Annotated in this window: 14 protein-coding genes and 1 pseudogene; 10 read left to right on the forward strand and 5 right to left on the reverse strand. The window is 47.1% G+C overall.

The window, feature by feature from the left end; translation table 11 throughout:
* Window positions 1–420 precede the first annotated feature (420 nt).
* Window positions 421–717, reverse strand: a complete 297-nt coding sequence (locus LFX17_RS06590; RefSeq protein ID WP_238745760.1) for an FG-GAP repeat protein — start codon at window positions 715–717, stop codon at window positions 421–423.
* A pseudogene (locus tag LFX17_RS06595) lies at window positions 717–1,421 on the reverse strand (Ig-like domain-containing protein); the annotation flags it as partial. The pseudogene LFX17_RS06595 and the gene LFX17_RS06590, both read right to left, overlap by 1 nt.
* A 425-nt stretch (window positions 1,422–1,846) precedes the next feature.
* On the opposite strand from LFX17_RS06595, the gene omp85 reads away from it, so the two are divergent.
* From omp85 to LFX17_RS06630, 7 genes are all read left to right on the forward strand, one after another.
* Window positions 1,847–3,274: an Omp85 family outer membrane protein gene (gene omp85, locus LFX17_RS06600; protein WP_406600699.1), complete on the forward strand. Its 1,428-nt coding sequence runs from the start codon at window positions 1,847–1,849 to the stop codon at window positions 3,272–3,274.
* Window positions 3,275–3,656: 382 nt separating this feature from the next.
* Window positions 3,657–5,087 carry a circularly permuted type 2 ATP-grasp protein gene (locus tag LFX17_RS06605; RefSeq protein WP_238729537.1) on the forward strand — a complete coding sequence of 477 codons (1,431 nt, stop codon included), beginning with the start codon at window positions 3,657–3,659 and terminating at the stop codon, window positions 5,085–5,087.
* Between the two features lie 36 nt (window positions 5,088–5,123).
* A complete protein-coding gene (locus LFX17_RS06610; protein WP_238729538.1) occupies window positions 5,124–6,065 on the forward strand; it encodes an alpha-E domain-containing protein in 942 nt (313 codons plus the stop codon).
* Window positions 6,066–6,113: 48 nt separating this feature from the next.
* Window positions 6,114–9,431, forward strand: a complete 3,318-nt coding sequence (locus tag LFX17_RS06615) for a transglutaminase family protein (RefSeq protein WP_238729539.1) — start codon at window positions 6,114–6,116, stop codon at window positions 9,429–9,431.
* 30 nt (window positions 9,432–9,461) lie between these two features.
* On the forward strand, window positions 9,462–11,996 hold the full coding sequence (locus LFX17_RS06620) for a circularly permuted type 2 ATP-grasp protein (protein WP_238729540.1): 2,535 nt from the start codon (window positions 9,462–9,464) through the stop codon (window positions 11,994–11,996).
* Window positions 11,989–12,864 carry a transglutaminase family protein gene (locus tag LFX17_RS06625; protein WP_238729541.1) on the forward strand — a complete coding sequence of 292 codons (876 nt, stop codon included), beginning with the start codon at window positions 11,989–11,991 and terminating at the stop codon, window positions 12,862–12,864. The genes LFX17_RS06620 and LFX17_RS06625 overlap by 8 nt, the downstream gene beginning before the upstream one ends.
* 133 nt (window positions 12,865–12,997) lie before the next feature.
* The gene (locus LFX17_RS06630; RefSeq protein ID WP_238745766.1) at window positions 12,998–13,408 is read left to right on the forward strand and encodes a hypothetical protein; all 411 of its coding nucleotides are present in this window, start codon (window positions 12,998–13,000) and stop codon (window positions 13,406–13,408) included.
* Between the two features lie 33 nt (window positions 13,409–13,441).
* On the opposite strand, the gene LFX17_RS06635 is transcribed toward LFX17_RS06630, so the two are convergent.
* The 3 genes from LFX17_RS06635 to LFX17_RS06645 form a co-directional block, all read right to left on the reverse strand.
* Complete coding sequence (locus LFX17_RS06635) at window positions 13,442–13,939, reverse strand: GNAT family N-acetyltransferase (RefSeq protein WP_238729543.1); 498 nt, start codon at window positions 13,937–13,939, stop codon at window positions 13,442–13,444.
* An 83-nt stretch (window positions 13,940–14,022) separates the two neighbouring features.
* Window positions 14,023–14,259 carry a hypothetical protein gene (locus LFX17_RS06640; protein WP_238745768.1) on the reverse strand — a complete coding sequence of 79 codons (237 nt, stop codon included), beginning with the start codon at window positions 14,257–14,259 and terminating at the stop codon, window positions 14,023–14,025.
* A 75-nt stretch (window positions 14,260–14,334) separates the two neighbouring features.
* A complete protein-coding gene (locus LFX17_RS06645) occupies window positions 14,335–15,729 on the reverse strand; it encodes a glycine--tRNA ligase (RefSeq protein WP_238745770.1) in 1,395 nt (464 codons plus the stop codon).
* A 174-nt stretch (window positions 15,730–15,903) separates the two neighbouring features.
* Between LFX17_RS06645 and LFX17_RS06650 the strand changes: the two genes are divergently transcribed.
* Genes LFX17_RS06650 through LFX17_RS06660 form a run of 3 tightly spaced genes read left to right on the forward strand, consistent with a single transcriptional unit; the run spans window position 15,904 to window position 19,204 of the window.
* Entirely contained in the window at window positions 15,904–17,526 is a 1,623-nt protein-coding gene (locus tag LFX17_RS06650; RefSeq protein ID WP_238745772.1) for an energy transducer TonB family protein, read from the forward strand.
* A complete protein-coding gene (locus LFX17_RS06655; RefSeq protein WP_238745774.1) occupies window positions 17,523–18,305 on the forward strand; it encodes a PrsW family glutamic-type intramembrane protease in 783 nt (260 codons plus the stop codon). Before LFX17_RS06650 ends, LFX17_RS06655 begins: the two co-directional genes overlap by 4 nt.
* A complete protein-coding gene (locus tag LFX17_RS06660) occupies window positions 18,302–19,204 on the forward strand; it encodes a 50S ribosomal protein L11 methyltransferase (RefSeq protein ID WP_238729548.1) in 903 nt (300 codons plus the stop codon). The genes LFX17_RS06655 and LFX17_RS06660 overlap by 4 nt, the downstream gene beginning before the upstream one ends.

Here is a 19,204-nt window from a genome sequence, read left to right on the forward strand (position 1 = left end):
GGAAGCAAATTCCATCAGAAAAATTCTGAAGAATCTTATTCATTTTATAACAAGAAAGCATGACTAACGATGCTTAAAAATGTGTGCTCAGATTTCGAACAAAATGAATCCTAAAAAGAAGATTTGCTTACCTAAAATTGAATATTATGGTTTGTTAATTGTTTGATGATAATACTTTTCATGTATTTTCGTTTTCTTTGTGTAAGGATAAGAAAAAAACCAAAGTCGATTTTTTTTTGAAACAAATTCAGTACAAAAAAAATTTTTCACTCCGAGGAAAACCTTGGAGTGAAAGCAAAAAGTCGTTTCTGTAAAATTTGCAAGAGTCATCAGGCTTGTGGGAACTCCTACATGCTGGAAAAAACGCAGGATGAATTCTTTGCAAGTATTCTCTGCCTTGTGGGAACTCCTCTGCGGCAGTTAGAAGACGGTGCTTCCGATTCCTCCTCCAGGAACGGCGTTGATGATTGTGGAGGCGAAAGCCGGATTATTTGTCCCCAATCCTGCACCAGTAGTGTGAAAGATATGGGTCCCTGTCCCTTGTCCATTACCAATAAAGAGATCCATATATCCGTCTCCGTTTACGTCTCCGGCGGAAATTTGGCAGGTAGGATTGGTTGCGAGGCTACCAAGTCCAAAGCCGAGTCCGCCGATCAGGGATTGCGCTGCGTTCGAAGTGTCGAGAGTCCCTCCTATCCCGCCGACACTTGGGGTCATAAATCCTTTACCGTTCCGGCTAAATCGACCCTATAAGTAGTATTGAACGCAAGTGCAAGCGTAGGGGTAAACGTAGCAGTTGAACCTAAGCAGTTCACCGTGCCCGGTTCGTCAGCATTGGTAGCGTTATTTTTGAGAGTAAGTACGACGTTATCGATCGTTGTACAATTGATGGATTCCGTGAATGCAATTTGAACGGAAGAATTACTCGGAATCAGGTTAGCCCCCACCGATGGAGTCGTTAACGAAACGGCGGGCGCCACAACGTCCACGGTTGCAGCGGTGGTAAAATTCCAGATCAAATCCTCTTTGAGAGAAATCCCCGCCGCGGATTGAATTCCTTGGGAAACGGTAACCGTATACGTCGTTGTAGCGGCAAGGGAAGAATTCGGCATGAGAACCGCCGTAGTATCGTTTGTCGTGATCGTTGCAGGAATCGAAACGTTTCCTTGTTTTATAAAGAACGTGGAAGAAAGAACCGTTGAACCGTCGAGCGGAGCGTTGAAGGTCACCTGAACGGAGCTATTCAAGGGAATACCATTCACACCCGAACCCGGAGTAATCTGCGAAACCGCAAACGAATTCGTTTCTCTTCCCAGATTCAAATACGCGAGAAATGGAAATTTGGTTTTATCTCCGTTCACGCAATTGACGCACCAAATCAAAAAGAGAATCAACACGATCGTTTTTACCGTTCTTATCATAATTATCTCCAATCGACCTCGATTTTATTACGTAAAGATCGGAATGATCGATGAGAATAGCACGAATCGCGATTTCTCATCTCGCGGATTATAGATTGCGTGATGCGAAGAGAAGAAAAAGCTCATTCGGTTTTACCGAGAATTCTTTCCTCGATCGAGCATCGGGAGAATTTATTATAAAATATGAATATACCGAGTTCGGTTTAGGCGTTTTCCTAAAAACGTTCTAATCATCCGAACGATTTTTTCGTGAATCGAAGATCCGAATCCGGGGTTCGTGGACCGAACGGATTTAGGAAATGAATTCATCTTGGATGGCTTCGTTTGAACGGCAAAGAATAAGTCTATGCAAATTCAATCAATTTGACCAATTGGCCTAAGGAAGCCCTCGGATTATGTTTTTTTATCGCCTTCGAATTCGGACGATGATCGGGCTTTTCGTTCTTTTGTTTGGAAATATATTTCCGATTGCAGCGGAGGGGATTCAGAACCTTCCTCAGGTAAGAATTCCTTTGGATGAGAGTAAGAGGCTGGATCCGGGAGAATTGGCCGAAAAGAGGGAAGGTTGGTATGTAACGGCGATTCCTTTGTTGAGCTCCGATCCTGTGCGCGGACAAGGCGGGGGAATTCGAGCGAGCCTTTTTTTCAACGGCAATAAATCCGATCCATATTACGAATATGAACCGTATCGGAGCAAGGTCACTCTTCAGTTGTTCCAGACCAACGAAGGCGTAAAAAATCATTTCATCCAGTTCGATTCTCCGTATCTTTTTAATACCGCATTTCGGTTTAAAAGCAGTTTGGGATTGGATTATAATCCGAATTCCCAATATTTCGGAATCGGAGAATCCTCGCTCGGAGCCTTATCGTACAGGCCGCGTAATCTTCCCGGATTAGGCCAAGTAGGCAACGCGAGTTTCGACGCTTATGAAGCGTCTCAATCCTACATTCGCCCATCCAGAACCGCATCCGAAATCACTCCGACCGTAAGCGATCAAGGATACAATCAATATCTGTTCAACTCTACGACTCTCTTCAACAGTATCGATTATACCTTTTGGAAAGCGTTCAAATGGGTTGTAGCGAACGAGATTTCTAAAAACATCATCGGGCATTCGGACGGGGTTTGGAATCCATCGAAAGATCCGTATTTGGCGGGAAGCATTTGGGAAACATCCGTTCCCAACGGAGAATCCAAGCTCACGGAAGATTATAAAGCCGGAAAAATCCGAGGATATAACGGTGGAGAAATCGTATATCTGCGCGCCGGGATCGCGTACGATACGAGGGACTTCGAACCCGATCCCGACCGAGGTGTATTAGTAGAATTGAATGTGGCAAACGTATCCAAACACACCGGTTCCAATTTCGATTACAACAAGGTCTTCTTTCAGACCAAATACTTTTACAAAATCCTTCCGAGCGTCTTCGAAGAATTGGTTTTCGCGACCCGAGGTGCGCTCGGATATACTTCCAAAGGCGCTCCTTTTTCCGAAGTGCGGTATATGTGGAGCTTGGACGGACCGATGACTGGGATCGGAGGATTGCAAACGATGCGGGGGTATCGTCAGGATCGTTTCGTCGCTCCTATGGTCGGTTTCGGAAGTATGGAAGTTCGATGGAGATTTGCTACATTCAAAATCGGTAATGAACTTTTTACCTTAAGTCTTGTGCCCTTTTATGACGTGGGTCGCGTTTGGGATTCCGAAAAAAAAATCAATCTTCAGGGTTACAAGCATTCCTGGGGTGGCGGTCTTCGAATCATCTGGAACCAAGCGACCGTAATTCTGATCGACTTTGCCAAGTCGCGCGAAGATACGCAGATGTTCGTCGATTTCAGTCACGCGTTTTGAAAATTGCGAATTCGTTTCCTATCGATTTACGAGGATGGATTCTTCCACTTGGTTTGAATTCGCGAGCGGAAAACGCGACCTCCGATTCATTTAAAAATCCGGAATCAACTAGATTCTTCCGAAAAGCGATTTGTCGGTCCAAATAACCGTCGCACTTTGGCCAAAGAATCCATATTGCTCCAACCAATTCCCTCGCGCATTCTCCTCAAAAAGACCAAATTCTCATCAAAACCCGCTAATTTTCTAAAGAAATTTTTCATCCAAAGATCAATATGTATAAAATATTGGCATGTATACTTAAGTTATCTAAAAAATAAACAGTAATTTTAAAAACTGCTTGCAAGTTGTGCTTATTTTAGGAAATTCTAATTGAGGTGTGGATATGCTTCTAACCAATTACGAGACGGAATCTTTCTATGATGAGATGTTTTCGCCGGAGGGCGGAATTCGGCAGAGTTATGATTTTTTGAAATCCAGAATCGAAACGATGGATGATCGCGAGCTCGTACGCAGGAAATCGAGCGCGGAAAAGGCCCTTCTTTCTCTTGGGATTACGTTCAACGTGTACGGGGACGAAGAGGAAGAAGAGAGGATCATGCCCTTTGACATCATTCCTCGTATCATCACTTCTCACGAATGGAAAAAACTGGAAGAAGGTTTGAAACAAAGAACCCGCGCACTCAATCTTTTTATCCACGATATTTATCACGATGAAAAAATCATCAAGGACGGAGTCGTTCCGGCGGAATACGTTTATTCTTCCGCAGGTTATTTAAAGGAATGTAAAGGAATCCATCCTCCGCAAGGAACTTGGATTCATATTTCGGGAACGGACCTGGTCCGCAACGGGGACGGAACGGTTCACGTTTTGGAGGACAATCTGCGTTGTCCTTCGGGCGTTTCCTATGTATTAGAAAATCGTGAAGTGATGAAAAAAACGTTTCCGGAACTCTTCGCGAGTTTGAACGTGCGTCCCACGTACGACTATCCGATTCGTTTACGGGGAATGCTCGAATACATGAGCGGCAAATCCAATCCTTCCATCGCGGTTTTAACTCCCGGAATCTACAACTCGGCTTATTACGAACATTCATTCCTTGCGCAAAAGATGGGAGTTCCTCTTGTCGAAGGAAGCGATCTCGTCGTCAAGGACGACAAGGTTTATATGAGAACCACAAGAGGTCTCAAGGTCGTCGACGTGATCTATAGACGGATCGACGACGCGTTCCTCGATCCTCTCGTCTTTAACAAAGAATCGCTGTTAGGCGTTCCCGGAATTTTCGAGGCGTACAAAAAAGGAAACGTCGCTCTTGTGAACGCTCCCGGTGCGGGTGTCGCGGACGATAAGGTTCTTTATACGTTCGTTCCCGCTATGATCAAATACTATCTCGGAGAGGAAGCGATCATTCCGAATGTTCCCACTTATCTTTGTTCGAACGATAAGGATCGCGAATACGTGAAGGAGAATATCGCGAATCTCGTCGTGAAGGCGGCCAACGGAGCGGGCGGTTACGGAATGCTCATCGGTTCTCGTTCGAGCAAAAAGGAACAAAAGGAATTCTGCGAACTCATCGATAAAAGCCCGAGAAACTATATCGCACAACCGGTCCTGAGTTTATCCAGAGTTCCCACTCTGATCGAAGATAAACTCGAAGGAAGGCACGTGGATTTAAGACCGTTCATACTTTACGGAGAGGACATCTATGTGATGCCGGGCGGTTTGACGCGCGTCGCGTTAAGAAAAGGATCTCTTGTCGTGAATTCTTCCCAAGGCGGCGGTTCGAAAGACACTTGGGTGATGGGCGAAGGCTAAAACATAAAAACACACATTAGAACGAAAGAGGTTGCTATGCTGAGCAGAGTGGCTGAGTCCGTGTACTGGATGAATCGGTATATGGAGAGGGCGGAGAATTATTCCCGGTTCATCGACGTAAATTTTCAATTATCCCTGGATTTAAACGAGGACGTAAACCGCCAATGGATGCCTCTCGTTTATACGACCGGAGATAACGAATTGTTTCAGAAAAAATTTTCGGACGCATCGAAAGAGAACGTGATTCACTTTATGACGTTCGATACGGAGAATCCGAATTCGATTCTGAATTGTCTGATCCGCTGCCGGGAAAACGCGCGCACCATCCGCGAGAATATCTCCACTCCGATGTGGGAAGTCATCAACGAATTCTATCTAAACTTCAAAGCAAAACGACATTTCACCGATACGGATCTGAGCGCTCTGAGCGAGTTCTTTAAATCGATCCGAAATCAATGTCTTCTGTTTTACGGATGTCAAGAGGCGACGATTTCTCGGGACGAGGTTTGGTATTTCGCGCAGCTCGGACGTTATCTGGAAAGAGCGGATAAAACCGCGAGAATTCTCGACATGAAATATTTCATCCTTCTTCCTTCGCACGACGTGGGTTCGAATCTGGATTTGATCCAATGGTTGTCCCTTTTGAAATCCACGAGCGCGCACGAGATGTTCAACCGGATCTACCAAAAAATCACTCCGAAGAACATAGCCGAGTTTTTGATTCTCGATAGACAATTTCCGAGGGCGGTTCGTTTTTCTCTTCGTAAAATATTCGAAAGTTTGAAATTGCTCAGCGGAACCGATCCGGACGAATATTCCTGCGAGGCGGAAAAACGAGTGGGGGTTTTGTTGTCGGAACTCAGTTATACATCCGTGGACGAAATTTTCAGTTCGGGAATGCACGAATATCTGGACAAACTTCAGCTTCAGATCAACGGGATTCACGATCGGATCGACGAACGTTATTTTCGATTTTAGAATTCGGATTTCCGAATACGAAACAGCTTTTAGGCGGAAAATTTTTTTATGTCCATTCGAGTCGCTCTCACTCACGAAACCGTTTATCGTTACGATCGAAACGTTTCGCTTTCTCCCCACGTTATTCGTCTTCGTCCGGCTCCTCATTGTAAAACGAATATCGTTTCGTATTCCCTGAAGGTGGAACCGAACAATCAATTTCTCAATTGGCAACAGGACCCTTTCGGAAACTTTCAGGCTCGTTTGGTTTTTCCGGAAAAAACGGATCGTCTGAGCGTTCTCGTAGATCTTGTAGCTGATATGAAGGTCATCAATCCGTTCGACTTTTTCGTGGAATCCTATGCGGAAAATTTTCCGTTTGAATATGAGGAAATTCTAAAATACGAATTGGCTCCCTATGGCGTTCCTTCCGAAAACGGAACCTTATTGAATTCTTATCTTAAGAGCTTGAAGGCGGACGGTTTTACAAAGCCTCAGCGCATCATCGATTTTATCGTGTCTCTCAATCAAAAGCTTTCGAACGACATCGGTTACGTGATTCGTATGGAACCGGGAGTGCAGACCTGCGAGGAATCACTTTCCAAAAGAACGGGATCTTGCAGGGATTCTTCGTATCTGCTCGTTCAGATTTTGCGTCATTTCGGTTTAGCGGCCCGCTTTGTTTCCGGTTATCTCATTCAATTGAAAGCGGATCAAACACCTTTGGAGGGTCCGAAAGGTCCCGAAAAGGATTTTACGGATCTGCACGCATGGGCTGAGGTTTTTCTTCCCGGTGCGGGTTGGGTGGGAATGGATCCGACTTCCGGTCTTTTGACGGGGGAAGGACACATACCGTTAGCCGCAACACCCGAGCCGATGAGCGCGGCGCCTATCTTCGGTTATGCGGACCCGGCCGATACGGAGTTCGAATTCAAAATGGAGGTCGAACGGATTCAGGAAAGTCCGCGCGTTACGCTTCCGTATTCGACCGAGCGTTGGAACGATATTCTGCGAAGGGGAAAAGCGCTCGATCACAAGATCAAGGACTTGGGCCTTTCCGTTTCGATCGGAGGGGAGCCGACCTTCATTGCCGATCTGGATCGTCAGAGTCCGGAGTGGAATCACGAAGCGCTAGGGGAAAACAAGTTCGAACTTTCAAAAAATCTAATATACAAGCTTAAGGACGAGTTTACTTCCGGTTCCTTCCTGCAATTCTCCCAAGGAAAATGGTACCCGGGGGAACCCCTGCCTCGCTGGAGCATCGGTTGTTTTTGGCGAAAGGACGGACAGGATCTTTGGAAAGATTTTTCTTTGTTGGCGGACGGTCCGGATTCTTCCGGTTCGAAACCCAAAGACGAGAATTTCGATCCTCATAAAGCTTCGGAAACATTGGCCTGTGCGATCTGCAGAACTCTGGGAATCGATCTTTCGTATATCGTTCCGATGTACGAGGACAATCTTTATTATCTTTGGAAAGAGGGAAATCTTCCGTTCGAGATGGAGAAAAAACTTTCCACCGCGTTCGATACGCTGGAAAGACAAAGGCTTTTGAAACTTCTGGACAAGGGTTTTCAGAAGGAAGCCGCGTTCGGTATTCCGGTATTTTATAATTATGTAAAGAAGGAATGGGAAAGTTCGGTTTGGCATTTTCGCCGTGAAAAGTTGTTTTTGATTCCGGGGGATTCTCCCGCGGGTCTTCGAATTCCGTTTTCGGCGGTCGCGGACCGTTTTCGGGAAGTTCCGTATTTTACTTCGATCGAAAAGAAGGGCCCGCTTCCTTCTCGCAAATCGTTGGATGAGGCCGTTCAAAAGAGAGTGGATTCTCCCGGAAAAACGTTTTCCGAAAAGGATCTTCCGGTTCAATCCACGATCGTCGTGGAGGTTCGTGACGAGATTCTGCACGTCTTTCTTCCGCCCGTTCCTTCCACGGACGTTTGGGTGGATCTGATCGCGAGTTTAGAACAAGCGGTGCTTGCTTCCGGATTTCAAGTTCGCATCGAAGGTTACGAACCGGCGATGGACGAACGAATCGGACAATTCAAGATCACTCCCGATCCCGGAGTGATCGAAGTGAATCTTCATCCTTCGACTTCTTTTGCGGAGCTCGAAAACAAAACGAGAATTCTTTACGAGAAGGCGATCGAAACCAAACTCAGCACGGAAAAGTTTCAGATCGACGGTAGGGCGTCCGGAACGGGCGGAGGAAATCACATCACGTTAGGCGCTCTTGTCGCCGATGAAAGTCCTTTTTTAAAACGACCCGATCTCCTCCGAAGTTTCGCGACGTATTGGCAGCATCATCCTTCCTTATCGTATCTGTTTTCCGGTCTTTTTATCGGAACTACTTCCCAATCTCCTCGTATGGACGAAGGAAGAGAGGACACGTTGTATGAATTCGAGATCGCATGCAGACAAGTCGATCATCTCGAAAGTGTTCCTCCTTGGCTCGTCGATCGTTTGTTTCGTAACCTGCTCGTGGACATCACGGGGAATACTCACAGAGCGGAGATTTCGATCGATAAACTGTATTCTCCCGCGGGATCGACGGGGCGTTTGGGTCTTGTCGAGTTTAGAGCCTTCGAGATGCCTCCTCATTACAAGATGAGCGTAGTGCAGCAGATGTTCGTATTGTCTTTGTTGGCGCGTTTTTGGGAGGAGCCTTATCGACTTCCTCCGATTCGAAGAGGAACGGAACTGCACGACAAATACCTTCTTCCGTTTTACGTTTGGGAGGATTTTAAGGACGTTCTGAAAGACCTGAAGGCTCACGGTTATCCGTTTTACGAAGAGGACTTTATTCCATTTTTTGAATTTAGATTTCCTGAATATGGTCACGTTCAAAAGGATCGAATCCGTTTGGAACTCAGGATGGCCTTGGAGCCTTGGGACGTTCTCGGAGAGGAGGCGAATTCTTTCGGAACGTCGAGAGCCGTCGATTCCGCGCTGGAAAGAATCCAAGTAAAGGTAGAGGGTTGGACTTCGGGAAGATACGTTCTTTCCTGCAACGGTTACGAGGTTCCGCTTCGGTCCACAGGAAAAAACGGGGAAGCGGTCGCGGGAGTTCGTTACAAGGCCTGGTCTCCCGTTTTCACGTTGCATCCGAATCTTCCGATCACAAACCCTCTCGTGTTCGATCTTTGGGATTCATGGAGCGGAAGATCGATCGGAGGTTGCAGGTATTACGTTTCTCATCCCGGCGGAAGAGCGTATGATACGTTCCCGGTGAATTCTTTCGAAGCCGAAAGCAGAAGGATCAATCGGTTTATCGATCAGGGACATACGGCCGGTCCCACGGAAGCTCCGAAAAGTCTTCAACATCCGCATTCTCCCTATACCTTGGATTTGCGTCTTGCTCCGGGGCCAGGTTGGAAAAAAAAGTCTCCGTAAAGAATCGCCAAAATGTACGGACATTGAATCATGGTTCAGAATTTTATGGTCAACCCATCCAACGCCAGATTGAACTTGCGGGAAGGATACAACCCGATTCCGTCCGTTTACGACGAACTCTATGACGAGGAGGGAAAGCTCAGATCCAAATACGAATTCCTGATCAATTCCCTCGAATCGTTAAGCGAAGAGGATCTCAATCGGAGAAAAAGGGATTCCCTGAGAATTCTTCAGGAAAACGGTGTGACATACAACGTATACGAGGAACCCGGAGCCGTGGAAAGGCTTTGGTCCTTGGACCTGTTCCCCGTTTTGATGGAAAGCAAGGAATGGGAAGAAGTCGAACGGGGACTCGTTCAAAGAGCGGAACTCCTCGACGCGTTGTTCAAGGACGTATACGGTCCGAGAAAACTTTTATACGATAAAAAAATTCCTCCGGAAATTCTTTTCAGCTCCCCCGATTTTTTAAGACAATGCAACGGCTTCGGCCATTCTACAACGAACGAACTTTGTTTTATGGCTTCCGATCTTGCGCGACAAGAGAACGGAAGTTTTGTGGTGATCGGAGATCGCATCCAAGCTCCGAGCGGTTCGGGTTATTCTCTGGAGAATCGAATCGTTCTTTCGAGAATTTTTCCTTCGATTTACAGGGATTCGCAAGTGCATCGCGTTGCGTTGTATTTCCGTTCTTTACGGAAGGCGCTTCAATCCCAATCCAAGACGCAGGAACGCGAACCGGTCATCGTTCTTTTGACGCCGGGTGCGGGAAACGAAACCTACTTCGAACACGCGTATCTCGCTGGTTATTTGGGTTTTACTCTTGCGCAGGCGGAGGACTTAACCGTTCGAAACAATTTCGTCTTTATCAAAACCGTCGAAGGTCTTCAGCAGGTGGACGTGATCTTTCGTCGCGTCGTCGATTCGTATATGGACCCGCTCGAACTCAAAGGCGATTCTCTTTTGGGTGTACCAGGAATTTTGAATGTGATTCGGGAGGGAAACGTCCGCGTCGCGAATCCGATCGGGTCGGGCTTTTTGGAAAACCGGGCGATCCATCCGTTCTTATCCTCTCTCTGCAAATATTATCTTTCCGAAGATCTGATTTTACCGAACGTGCGGACTTTGTGGATGGGGAATCCCGAATCCATGAAAGAAGTTTTTGACCGTCCGGAACGATTCGTATTCAAACGTGCGATGCGCGATCCTCTCGAACCGGGAGTTTTTCTTTCTTCCCTTCCGAAACCGGAAATCGAAGAGATGCGTAAGAAAGCTTTGTTGCATCCGGAACGTTATGTGGCACAGGAAATCGTGAGCAGTTCAACTTGTCCGGTTCTCTCGGGAGATAAACTGATTCAAGGTCGCTCGGTGTTTCGCGCGTTTACGACACTTTCCGAAAACGGTTATATGACGATGCCGGGCGGTCTCGTCCGTGTTACGGAGAATGTCGAAGATTTGATCGTGACCAATCAAACCGGCGCCGTATCCAAAGATCTTTGGGTTTTAGCCTCGGAGGAAAAAAAGGACGTTACGCTTCTTCCCGGCAAAACCGAAAGAATGCAGATCAAACGTTCGGGTGCGAGTATTCCGAGTCGGGTCGCGGACAATATGTTCTGGATGGGACGTTATGCGGAACGTTCGGAAAACCAAGCGCGATTGTTACGCGAAGTCATCTTGAAGATGATTCACATGGAAGAATCCTACGAAAAGGATCACGTTCAGCTTTTGCTGCAAACGGTGACGCACGTAACCGCGACGTATCCGGGATTTTTGCAGCTTAATCTGGACGATCCGTTGCAAGGCGCCAAAGAACAGATGTTCGCACAGGTATTTTCTCCGCAAGTGACGGGAGGAATTCAGTCCGATCTGAATTCGTTCGTCAGGTCATCCAAATCCGTAAGAGACCGGCTTTCGGAGGATATGCGCTATATTCTTTCCATGATCGAAACCGAAGGCGCGGAAAAGGCGGTCTCGTACGATGAAATATTAGAATATTTGATTCTTCTTATAACGAGACTCGCTTCGCTTTCCGGTTTGGGAATCGAGAGCATGTCGCGCGAAACCGGCTGGTATTTTATGAACATGGGAAAACGGATCGAGCGTGCTTCGTATACGATTCGTCTCGTGACTTCCGTTCTGAATCTTTCCACGCTCTACAACAAAAGTATGTTCGAGGCTCTCTTGAACATCAACGACATCAAGATCACCTATCGTAGAAGATACAGATACAGGATCGAAGCCGAGTCCGTTCTGGACATTCTTCTGTTCGACGAAACGAACCCTAGATCGCTCGCATATCAACTCCGTAAAATCGGGGAATATGTTTCCTATCTTCCTCACTCCGAAAAGGAAGAGGCGACCGCGGAAGAACGAATCGTATCCGAGGTGAGAAACCGTTTTATTCAGGAAGACGCAAAACGGCTTTTCGAATACGTGAATCCTTCCTTAAGCATAATACGTTGGCTCAACGACATCAACTATCAGATCGCCTCCTTGTCCGAATCGATCGGAGCCAGATATTTCCGATACGTGGAAGAACAGATCCAACTCGGAGATTACAATGGCTGAATATACCGTAAAACACGTTACGCGATACAGCTATCAGGAAGAGGTTTCGCACTGTCATAATCTAGCGCATATGTGTCCGGTGACCAATCGACATCAGGATTGCAGCGATCTCAAGTTGAGAGTTCAACCCGGACCTTCCGTATCGGGTTATCGAAAGGACTACTTCGGGAATCTGGTATATACGTTTTCCGTCGAGGACTCTCATACTTCCTTGGAAATCGTGTCCGAAAGTCGCGTTACGACGCATCCCGTCGATTACGGGGATTTGACTCATTCTCCCAAGGTTTCCGAAATCCCGGTTCTGCTGAAGTCTTCCCATTTCAGGGAGGATTTGGAGGCATTGGAATACGTTGCGGATTCTTCGTTTATCAGCAAACATCCGATGTTCGCCGAGTTTGCCCGAGGTATGATGGATTCCGATAAGCCGCTTTTACAGGCGGTGATGGATTATACATTCAAGTTTTATAAAACGTTCGAGTTTAAGTCGGGCGCTACCACGATCCACACTCCGCCCGCTCAGGTTTTAAAAATCAAGAAGGGAGTTTGTCAGGACTTCACGCATTTATCGATCGCCGCTTTACGAAGCATCGGAATTCCTTGCAGATACGTTTCGGGTTATATCGAAACCTTTCCTCCTCCCGGACAAAAGAAATTGCAGGGAAGCGACGCTTCGCACGCCTGGTTCTCGGTTTATTCTCCGGGAATCGGTTGGGTGGACTACGATCCGACGAACGGAAAAATGTTAAGCGAAGAGTATATATTCACATCCGTCGGCCGTGACTTTGCGGACGTTTCTCCTTTGAAGGGAATTTTATTCGGAGGCGGAAAACACAAACTCAAAGTAGAAGTCGACGTGATTCGCGGGTAAACGTCGCGCTTTCCTTTGCCGACCGTTCGAAGTTCCAAGGGAAGAATGTTCTAATTTTTCCGTTTTTTTTCACTTGCTTCCCGGTCCGGAATCTTTTCAGTGTCGTCTTAAAAAAACATTAGGACGAATCGATATGAATCCAATTCTTAAGAATATTCTCGCGTTTGTCGCTGGAGCGATCGTCGGGAGCGTCGTCAACATGGGAATCATCACCGTCAGCGGTTCGATCATTCCACCTCCAACCGGTGCCGACGTCACAACGACGGAAGGTTTGAAAGCGTCGATTCATCTGTTCGAGCCGAAACATTTTCTCATGCCGTTTTTAGCGCACGCATTGGGAACGTTCGCCGGAGCGGCCGTTGCCGGCATCGCCGCAGCGAATCGCAAACTGCTTTTTGCACTGAGCATCGGAATTCTTTTTTTAGCGGGGGGAATCGCAAGCGTATTTATGATTCCTTCGCCTATATGGTTCATCGTATTAGATATAGCGGGGGCGTATCTTCCGTTCGCTTTTTTGGCGGGAAAATTGGTCGCTAAGGATTGAAGGAAAAGTAGGGAAGTAGAATATTCTAAATTTCTAAACTAATTTGCGAAAGCGAACATAAAAGGGGTCGTAGCCCATGGCTTTCCAAAAGGAAACCGCGTTTTCGTTTTCCGCGATGGCCCTAAGTTCCACGCTTTTGAAATTCTGATCCTTGGCCCAGGATTCGCAGGCGAGAACGAGCGGTTTCATATAACCCGATTTTTGTTTTCCTCGTTTCGTGACCGCGAGATCGATAAAAAGGGTTTTATCCTCATCCAAATACGGTTTGTCTTCCGTTCTCGCGATCAGAAGCGATACGAGTTCGGAGCCTAAAAAACCTCCGAGCAACAAAACCTTGCCCGTGCCTCTCAATTTTAAATATACGTCGATCATCTTCGTTCCGGCCCGGGGGCGGATCTTGAAAACTCCGTCGAGTTTCATAGAGTTGACGAGACGAAAGAATTGATTTACGAGTTCGATCGCGCTTTCCCTATGTTCGGGAAGAAGATTCGCGATTTGAAACGGTTCCGTCTTCGTTTTGGATTTCGGCATGATATTTGAAAGGGCGTTGTCCGATCTGAGTAGAACGATTTTTGTAAAAATCTACGAAGTTCGTAGATTTGCATCCAATTTTTTTAAGAACGGTTTTCGTTGCTAAAGTGAACTACTTCTTCTCTTCCGTCTCCCGCTCCCGTCGCTCTATAAAAATCCACGGCTTCCTTTGTGAACGGAATCGCACCCGCCAAAACAAGAATGTGGAAGAATGTTACAAGAACGAAAATCACGAGGAGAAGTTTCGCCGCGACGAGTTTTGCTTTTGAAGAATCGAATTGCGTAGGTAACTTTTGCGAAATTTTTCCTCTACCGGACAATTTCTCTTTCGTAAAGTGGAATTCCGGCCCGAACAACGTTGTCGTAACGACGACAACGTTGCTGCGTGTCCCGTCTTACAACCTCTCGAACAGCCAAGTCCGCAGTTGACCGACAGGAATTCTTTCCTGGTTCATGCTGTCCCGTTCGCGGACGGTGACGGTATTGTCCTTTAGAGTATCATAATCTACTGTTATACAATACGGGGTTCCGATCTCGTCCTGTCTGCGGTAGCGTTTTCCGATCGCGCCTCCGTCGTCGTATTCTATGTTTCCGAGTTTGGCGAGGTCCGCAAAAATCTCCCTGGATTTTTCGGGGAGGCCGTCCTTTTTCATCAAAGGGAAAACCGCCGCTTTCACGGGAGCGATCTTCGGAGAAAAACGAAGAACGGTTCTCGTTTCTCCGTCGGGAAGTTTCTCCTCCTCGTACGCGTCGGCAACGACCGCGAGAAAAAGACGATTCACGCCTAACGCGGGTTCAACGACGTAAGGAACATACTTCTGGTTGTTGACCTGATCCTGATACTTCAGATCTTCCCCGGAAAATCTTTGATGTTGGTTCAGATCGTAATCGGTTCTCGAAGCGATTCCCCACAATTCTCCCCAACCGAAGTTGTATTTGAATTCGATATCGGAGGTTCCTTCGCTATAAAACGAGAGTTCTTCCTTTTCGTGTTCTCTGACTCTTAAGTTTTCCTTTTTGATTCCCACCTGTTCCGTGAGCCAGCGCATACAATAGTCGACCCAATGGGTAAACCATTCTTTTTGTGTCCCCGGTTCGCAGAAGAATTCCATTTCCATCTGTTCGAATTCTCTCGTTCTAAAAACGAACTGACGCGCCATGATTTCGTTTCGGAAGGATTTTCCGATTTGTGCGATTCCGAACGGAATCTTTCTTCTCGTGGTGGAAACGACGTTTTTAAAATTCAAGAAGATCCCTTGCGCGGTTTCGGGTCTGAGATAAATATCCAACGCGTCTTCCGCGCTCGCACCGTGCGAAGTCTTGAACATCAGGTTGAAGTCGCGCGCTTCGGTAAAGGTCCCCCGTTGACCGCAGCTCGGGCAGGCGAAGTTGCTTTCCTTGATGACTTGGTTCATCTTTTCGAGAGTTAAACCGTTGGCAAAGCCCTCTCCCTTTTGATCCTCGAGGAACTTGTCCGCGCGGATTCGGGTCTTACAATTTTTACAATCGATCAGCGGATCGTTGAAGTTGGAAACGTGGCCGGAAGCTTCCCAAACTTTCGGGTTGAGGAGAATGGAGGAATCCAAACCCACCACGTCTTCCCGAAGATGGACAAAATATTTCCACCAGAGTTGTTTTAGATTTTGGAGAAGTTCGACCCCGTAAGGACCGTAGTCGAAGGTATTGGAGAGTCCTCCGTAGATTTCGGAACCGGGATAGACAAACCCTCTACGCTTGCAAACGGATACGATTTCCTTCAGTGAGGAATCGAGACTTTCTTTCTTTTCCATGAGTCCAGAATTCTGTTCAGGACTTCGGAATAAAGTATTTTAATTCTCGACTTGAAAGGATTTCTTGTTTGCCTAAGCCCCTGATTCGGGTCCAATGGTTGATAGAAATCCGTTTTGCAACGTCCAAGGAGACCTTGCCTGAAAAAGAAACTAGTCATCTTCGGCGTCAATTTCTTGTCCTGGAGTTCCCCTTTTCTGGGGCTGGGAATTTTTTTCCCGCTCGGCGTCCTTTTTGCTTTTCCGAAAGGACGGGAAGTCCGTTCCTCCGCCTTCGGTTCCTTGCTCTTCCAGATTTTTTGCTGGGGAATTTTGTACCCTCTGGAAGTTTCCGCGATTTTATTTCCGGTCGTGGAGGCATTTGTCCGCGCGCTTGTCATGGATTTGGGAGAATGGCTGATCGGCTTTTACGTGCTCGTCGGGCTTGTCATTCTCGTTTCCCATTCCTTTTATCTGAAGAAGCAAAGAAGGCGCCGATTCCAATTCAACCCTTCTTCGCATCCGCGCGAAGAAAAGATCGAAAGAGTTCATTATAAAATCCTGGTGCTTCTTGTAGCGGGTTATCTGACTTCGAGGCTCGTCTTTCAAGATGCCTATCGGTTGGAATACGGACAACTCGGGATCTTGGAAGACAGTTTTCTCTATTTCTTTTCCGTGTTGATCGCGGGCGATACGCTTCTCAGCCGAGGAAAACAATTCTTTCTTTTCCGAAGACCTTGGAAACTTTTCGAACGTCAGGCGAGAGCCGCGCGCAGAATCGGCTTCGAGGGAGAAGGGGGCGTCCGTAAACAAAGATACGCGAAAATTCGCGATTGGTTATTCCCGGGATGGGGGCATATCTATATCGGAAATCTTTGGAAAGGATTTTCGATTCTGTTTTTATATCTTTTGCTGTTGCTCTTTTTTGCGACCGCGTTTTTTTCCTGGCTCGAGCCCGCGGATGGAATCCGTTTTCTCATGTCGATGGGACTCAAACCCGGAATCGCCGATAAGAAATTTTTCGCGGTCACTTCGAGCGTCGTTCCGATTCTGGTTTTTTTCGGAGGAATCGTCGGGATTCATATCATATCCAAGTTTCTTTTGAACCGGGCGTTTCGCGCCGAACCGGAAGACACAACTCCGCGAAGCACGTTTATTAGTAATTTATCATATAGCATCCTGCTCCACTTCGTTCTTCTCTCCTTGATCCTGATCATCCCGGTCACTCTTCAGCGTAAGAAGGAACAAAAGGAAAAGGAAAGACAAAGAACGCACTTCACTCCGGAAAATTTGGAATTCTACTTTATCGATCCGAATCTTCCGAACGAGGTCGAAGGTTTAAACGGAGGAGTCGTTTCCGGAACCGAAACCCCGACACAAAAGGAAGGGGATAAAATTCCGGACGACAAACCCGCGGACGAAGGACGCGTCAAAGGGGAAGTCAAACAGGTTCGCGGAAAAAAATTACCTTCCACGTATTCGAACTACATCTCCGCGAAGATGCGCGGCCCCGAATCGTTTATGGAATATTGGAGAAGGGCGCCGCGCAATTATTCTTCCGTGGTCGCCTATACGGTTACCCCTGACGGAGAAGTCGTGGACGTGGATTTGGTCGAGGCTTCCGGTTATCCCGAACAGGATCAGATGACGTTGGAGCTCATTGAAAGTCTTTCTCCTCTCATGCCTCCGCCCGGAACGAAAGGTTATGTTCGAGTCACCGAACTTTTTTGGAACGGAAGCATCGATCCGGAAGCGATGCCGACTCCGTTGCAGAAGGAACTCGTCACGATGTATGACGGGCGTTATATGGAGGAGTTATGAGTTTCGACGTCGCGCTCCTCGGATTTCTCTCGATTCTTCCTTGGGGATTTTTTCTGATTCTTCTTTTTCCGGGGAAGAATACGCAGCAGAGAATCTTTCTGATTTTACTCGCCGTTTTTTTGGGTTATCTTTCCACCGAGATCGTTTTGAAACTGCATCCGATCTTTTGGCCGGACGTAAAAATCGCCGCTCCGAGACGCGGCGGACATATTCTTACGCAGACCGCGCACATCGCGTTCATCCAAGCCGGAATGATGGAGGAATTCTGTAAGGGAATTCTCATCTTGTTTGCGGGACTTCTTTTTGCCTTCGATTGGAAGAAATACGAGTTCAAAAAGGAAATGGTTTTGATCGGAGGATTTGTCGCGCTCGGATTCGCGGGAGTCGAAAATGCGAATTACATCTTCAACGCAAAGGAAGAAGATCGAATCGCGATGTTCGTAGGACGGACGATTCGTTCTTCCAACGCGCACTTTCTCATCAATCTATGTTTCGCTCTTGCGTTCGTAAAATCGAACCGCAAAGAAATCAAGGATCGTCCTTTGGCCTTGTTCCTCGCTTTTTTGCTCGCGGTATCGCAACACGGACTTTTCAACTTCTTCGTGCTTCCTCAGTCGAGATTCGGCGGTTGGCTTTCCACAGCTTTGTTCGTGGGAATCTGGGTTTGGATCGTAAAAGATTTTCGTACTTTCATTCTGGAGAACGGGAGTAGCGCGCAAATCGTAAGTGACACACCGGTCGACGCGGAAATCTTGGATGAGACCCGAGAAGCAACTTGAGATACAGAGAAATCATTCTAAGTTTACCCAAAGAAATCGCGGAAGACTTCACTTCGTTTTTGGACGAAGCGGGAGTCGCAGGATATTACGAAATTCTGTTTGACCGGGAAGTTCCGAGAGCCCCTCACGAGGAGATTATCTCGGACGATACGAAGTTCCGCGTTTATCTCGCGGAAGACGATAAAGAAAACGAAATCAGAATTCATATTTTTCTGAAAGCCAACGCGGGCGAATCCTTCTTTCTCGAATCGCGTTGGATCGAAACCAAAGAATACGAAGAAGCCTATAAGGAATTCTACAAACCCTTCACGATCGGTTCGTATCGTGTCATTCCCACTTGGGAAAAAGACACCGCGGTCAGCACGACCCCGCAGGGAATTCTTCCTTTGCTCATCAATCCGGGACTTGCGTTCGGAACAGGACATCACGAAACCACTCGTCTCGTTTTAGGGAGAATGGGAAGTCTCGGTTTAAACGGAAAACGGATCGCGGACGTGGGAACCGGTTCCGGGATCTTGAGCGTGGCCGCGGCGAAATCGGGCGCGTCGGCGATTCTCGCGGTGGACGTGGACCCGAACAGCGTGCGTTCCGCGACGTTCAACCGGGACGACAACGAGATTTCGCCTAACGTTTTAGTCGTGGACGAAGGCGGTTTCGATCACTCGGACGTTCAGGGAAAAGAATGGGATCTTTTGATCGCCAACATCACATTCGCGGTATTAAAAGCGAATATTCAAAAAATTGCATCTGTAAAAACGAATCATTTCCTCTTCAGCGGAGTCATCACCGAACGCAAGGATGAGTTTTTGGAACTTCTGAAAAACGAGGTGGGCGGAGAAGGAGTTTTCTTTCAGGAAGACACCGGCTGGGAATTGATCGAATGGAAAAGAAAAGGATAA

The organism is Leptospira sanjuanensis, from assembly GCF_022267375.1.
GTDB lineage: Bacteria > Spirochaetota > Leptospiria > Leptospirales > Leptospiraceae > Leptospira > Leptospira sanjuanensis.

What these genes read in the sequence shown, in the direction of transcription:
- LFX17_RS06635 (WP_238729543.1), bottom strand. Translation starts at nt 13,939, where the DNA reads ATGCCGAAATCCAAAACGAAGACGGAACCGTTTCAAATCGCGAATCTT.
- LFX17_RS06645 (WP_238745770.1), bottom strand. Translation starts at nt 15,729, where the DNA reads ATGGAAAAGAAAGAAAGTCTCGATTCCTCACTGAAGGAAATCGTATCC.
- LFX17_RS06620 (WP_238729540.1), top strand. Translation starts at nt 9,462, where the DNA reads ATGGTTCAGAATTTTATGGTCAACCCATCCAACGCCAGATTGAACTTG.
- LFX17_RS06630 (WP_238745766.1), top strand. Translation starts at nt 12,998, where the DNA reads ATGAATCCAATTCTTAAGAATATTCTCGCGTTTGTCGCTGGAGCGATC.
- LFX17_RS06615 (WP_238729539.1), top strand. Translation starts at nt 6,114, where the DNA reads ATGTCCATTCGAGTCGCTCTCACTCACGAAACCGTTTATCGTTACGAT.
- LFX17_RS06590 (WP_238745760.1), bottom strand. Translation starts at nt 717, where the DNA reads ATGACCCCAAGTGTCGGCGGGATAGGAGGGACTCTCGACACTTCGAAC.
- LFX17_RS06610 (WP_238729538.1), top strand. Translation starts at nt 5,124, where the DNA reads ATGCTGAGCAGAGTGGCTGAGTCCGTGTACTGGATGAATCGGTATATG.
- LFX17_RS06605 (WP_238729537.1), top strand. Translation starts at nt 3,657, where the DNA reads ATGCTTCTAACCAATTACGAGACGGAATCTTTCTATGATGAGATGTTT.
- LFX17_RS06655 (WP_238745774.1), top strand. Translation starts at nt 17,523, where the DNA reads ATGAGTTTCGACGTCGCGCTCCTCGGATTTCTCTCGATTCTTCCTTGG.
- omp85 (WP_406600699.1), top strand. Translation starts at nt 1,847, where the DNA reads ATGATCGGGCTTTTCGTTCTTTTGTTTGGAAATATATTTCCGATTGCA.
- LFX17_RS06625 (WP_238729541.1), top strand. Translation starts at nt 11,989, where the DNA reads ATGGCTGAATATACCGTAAAACACGTTACGCGATACAGCTATCAGGAA.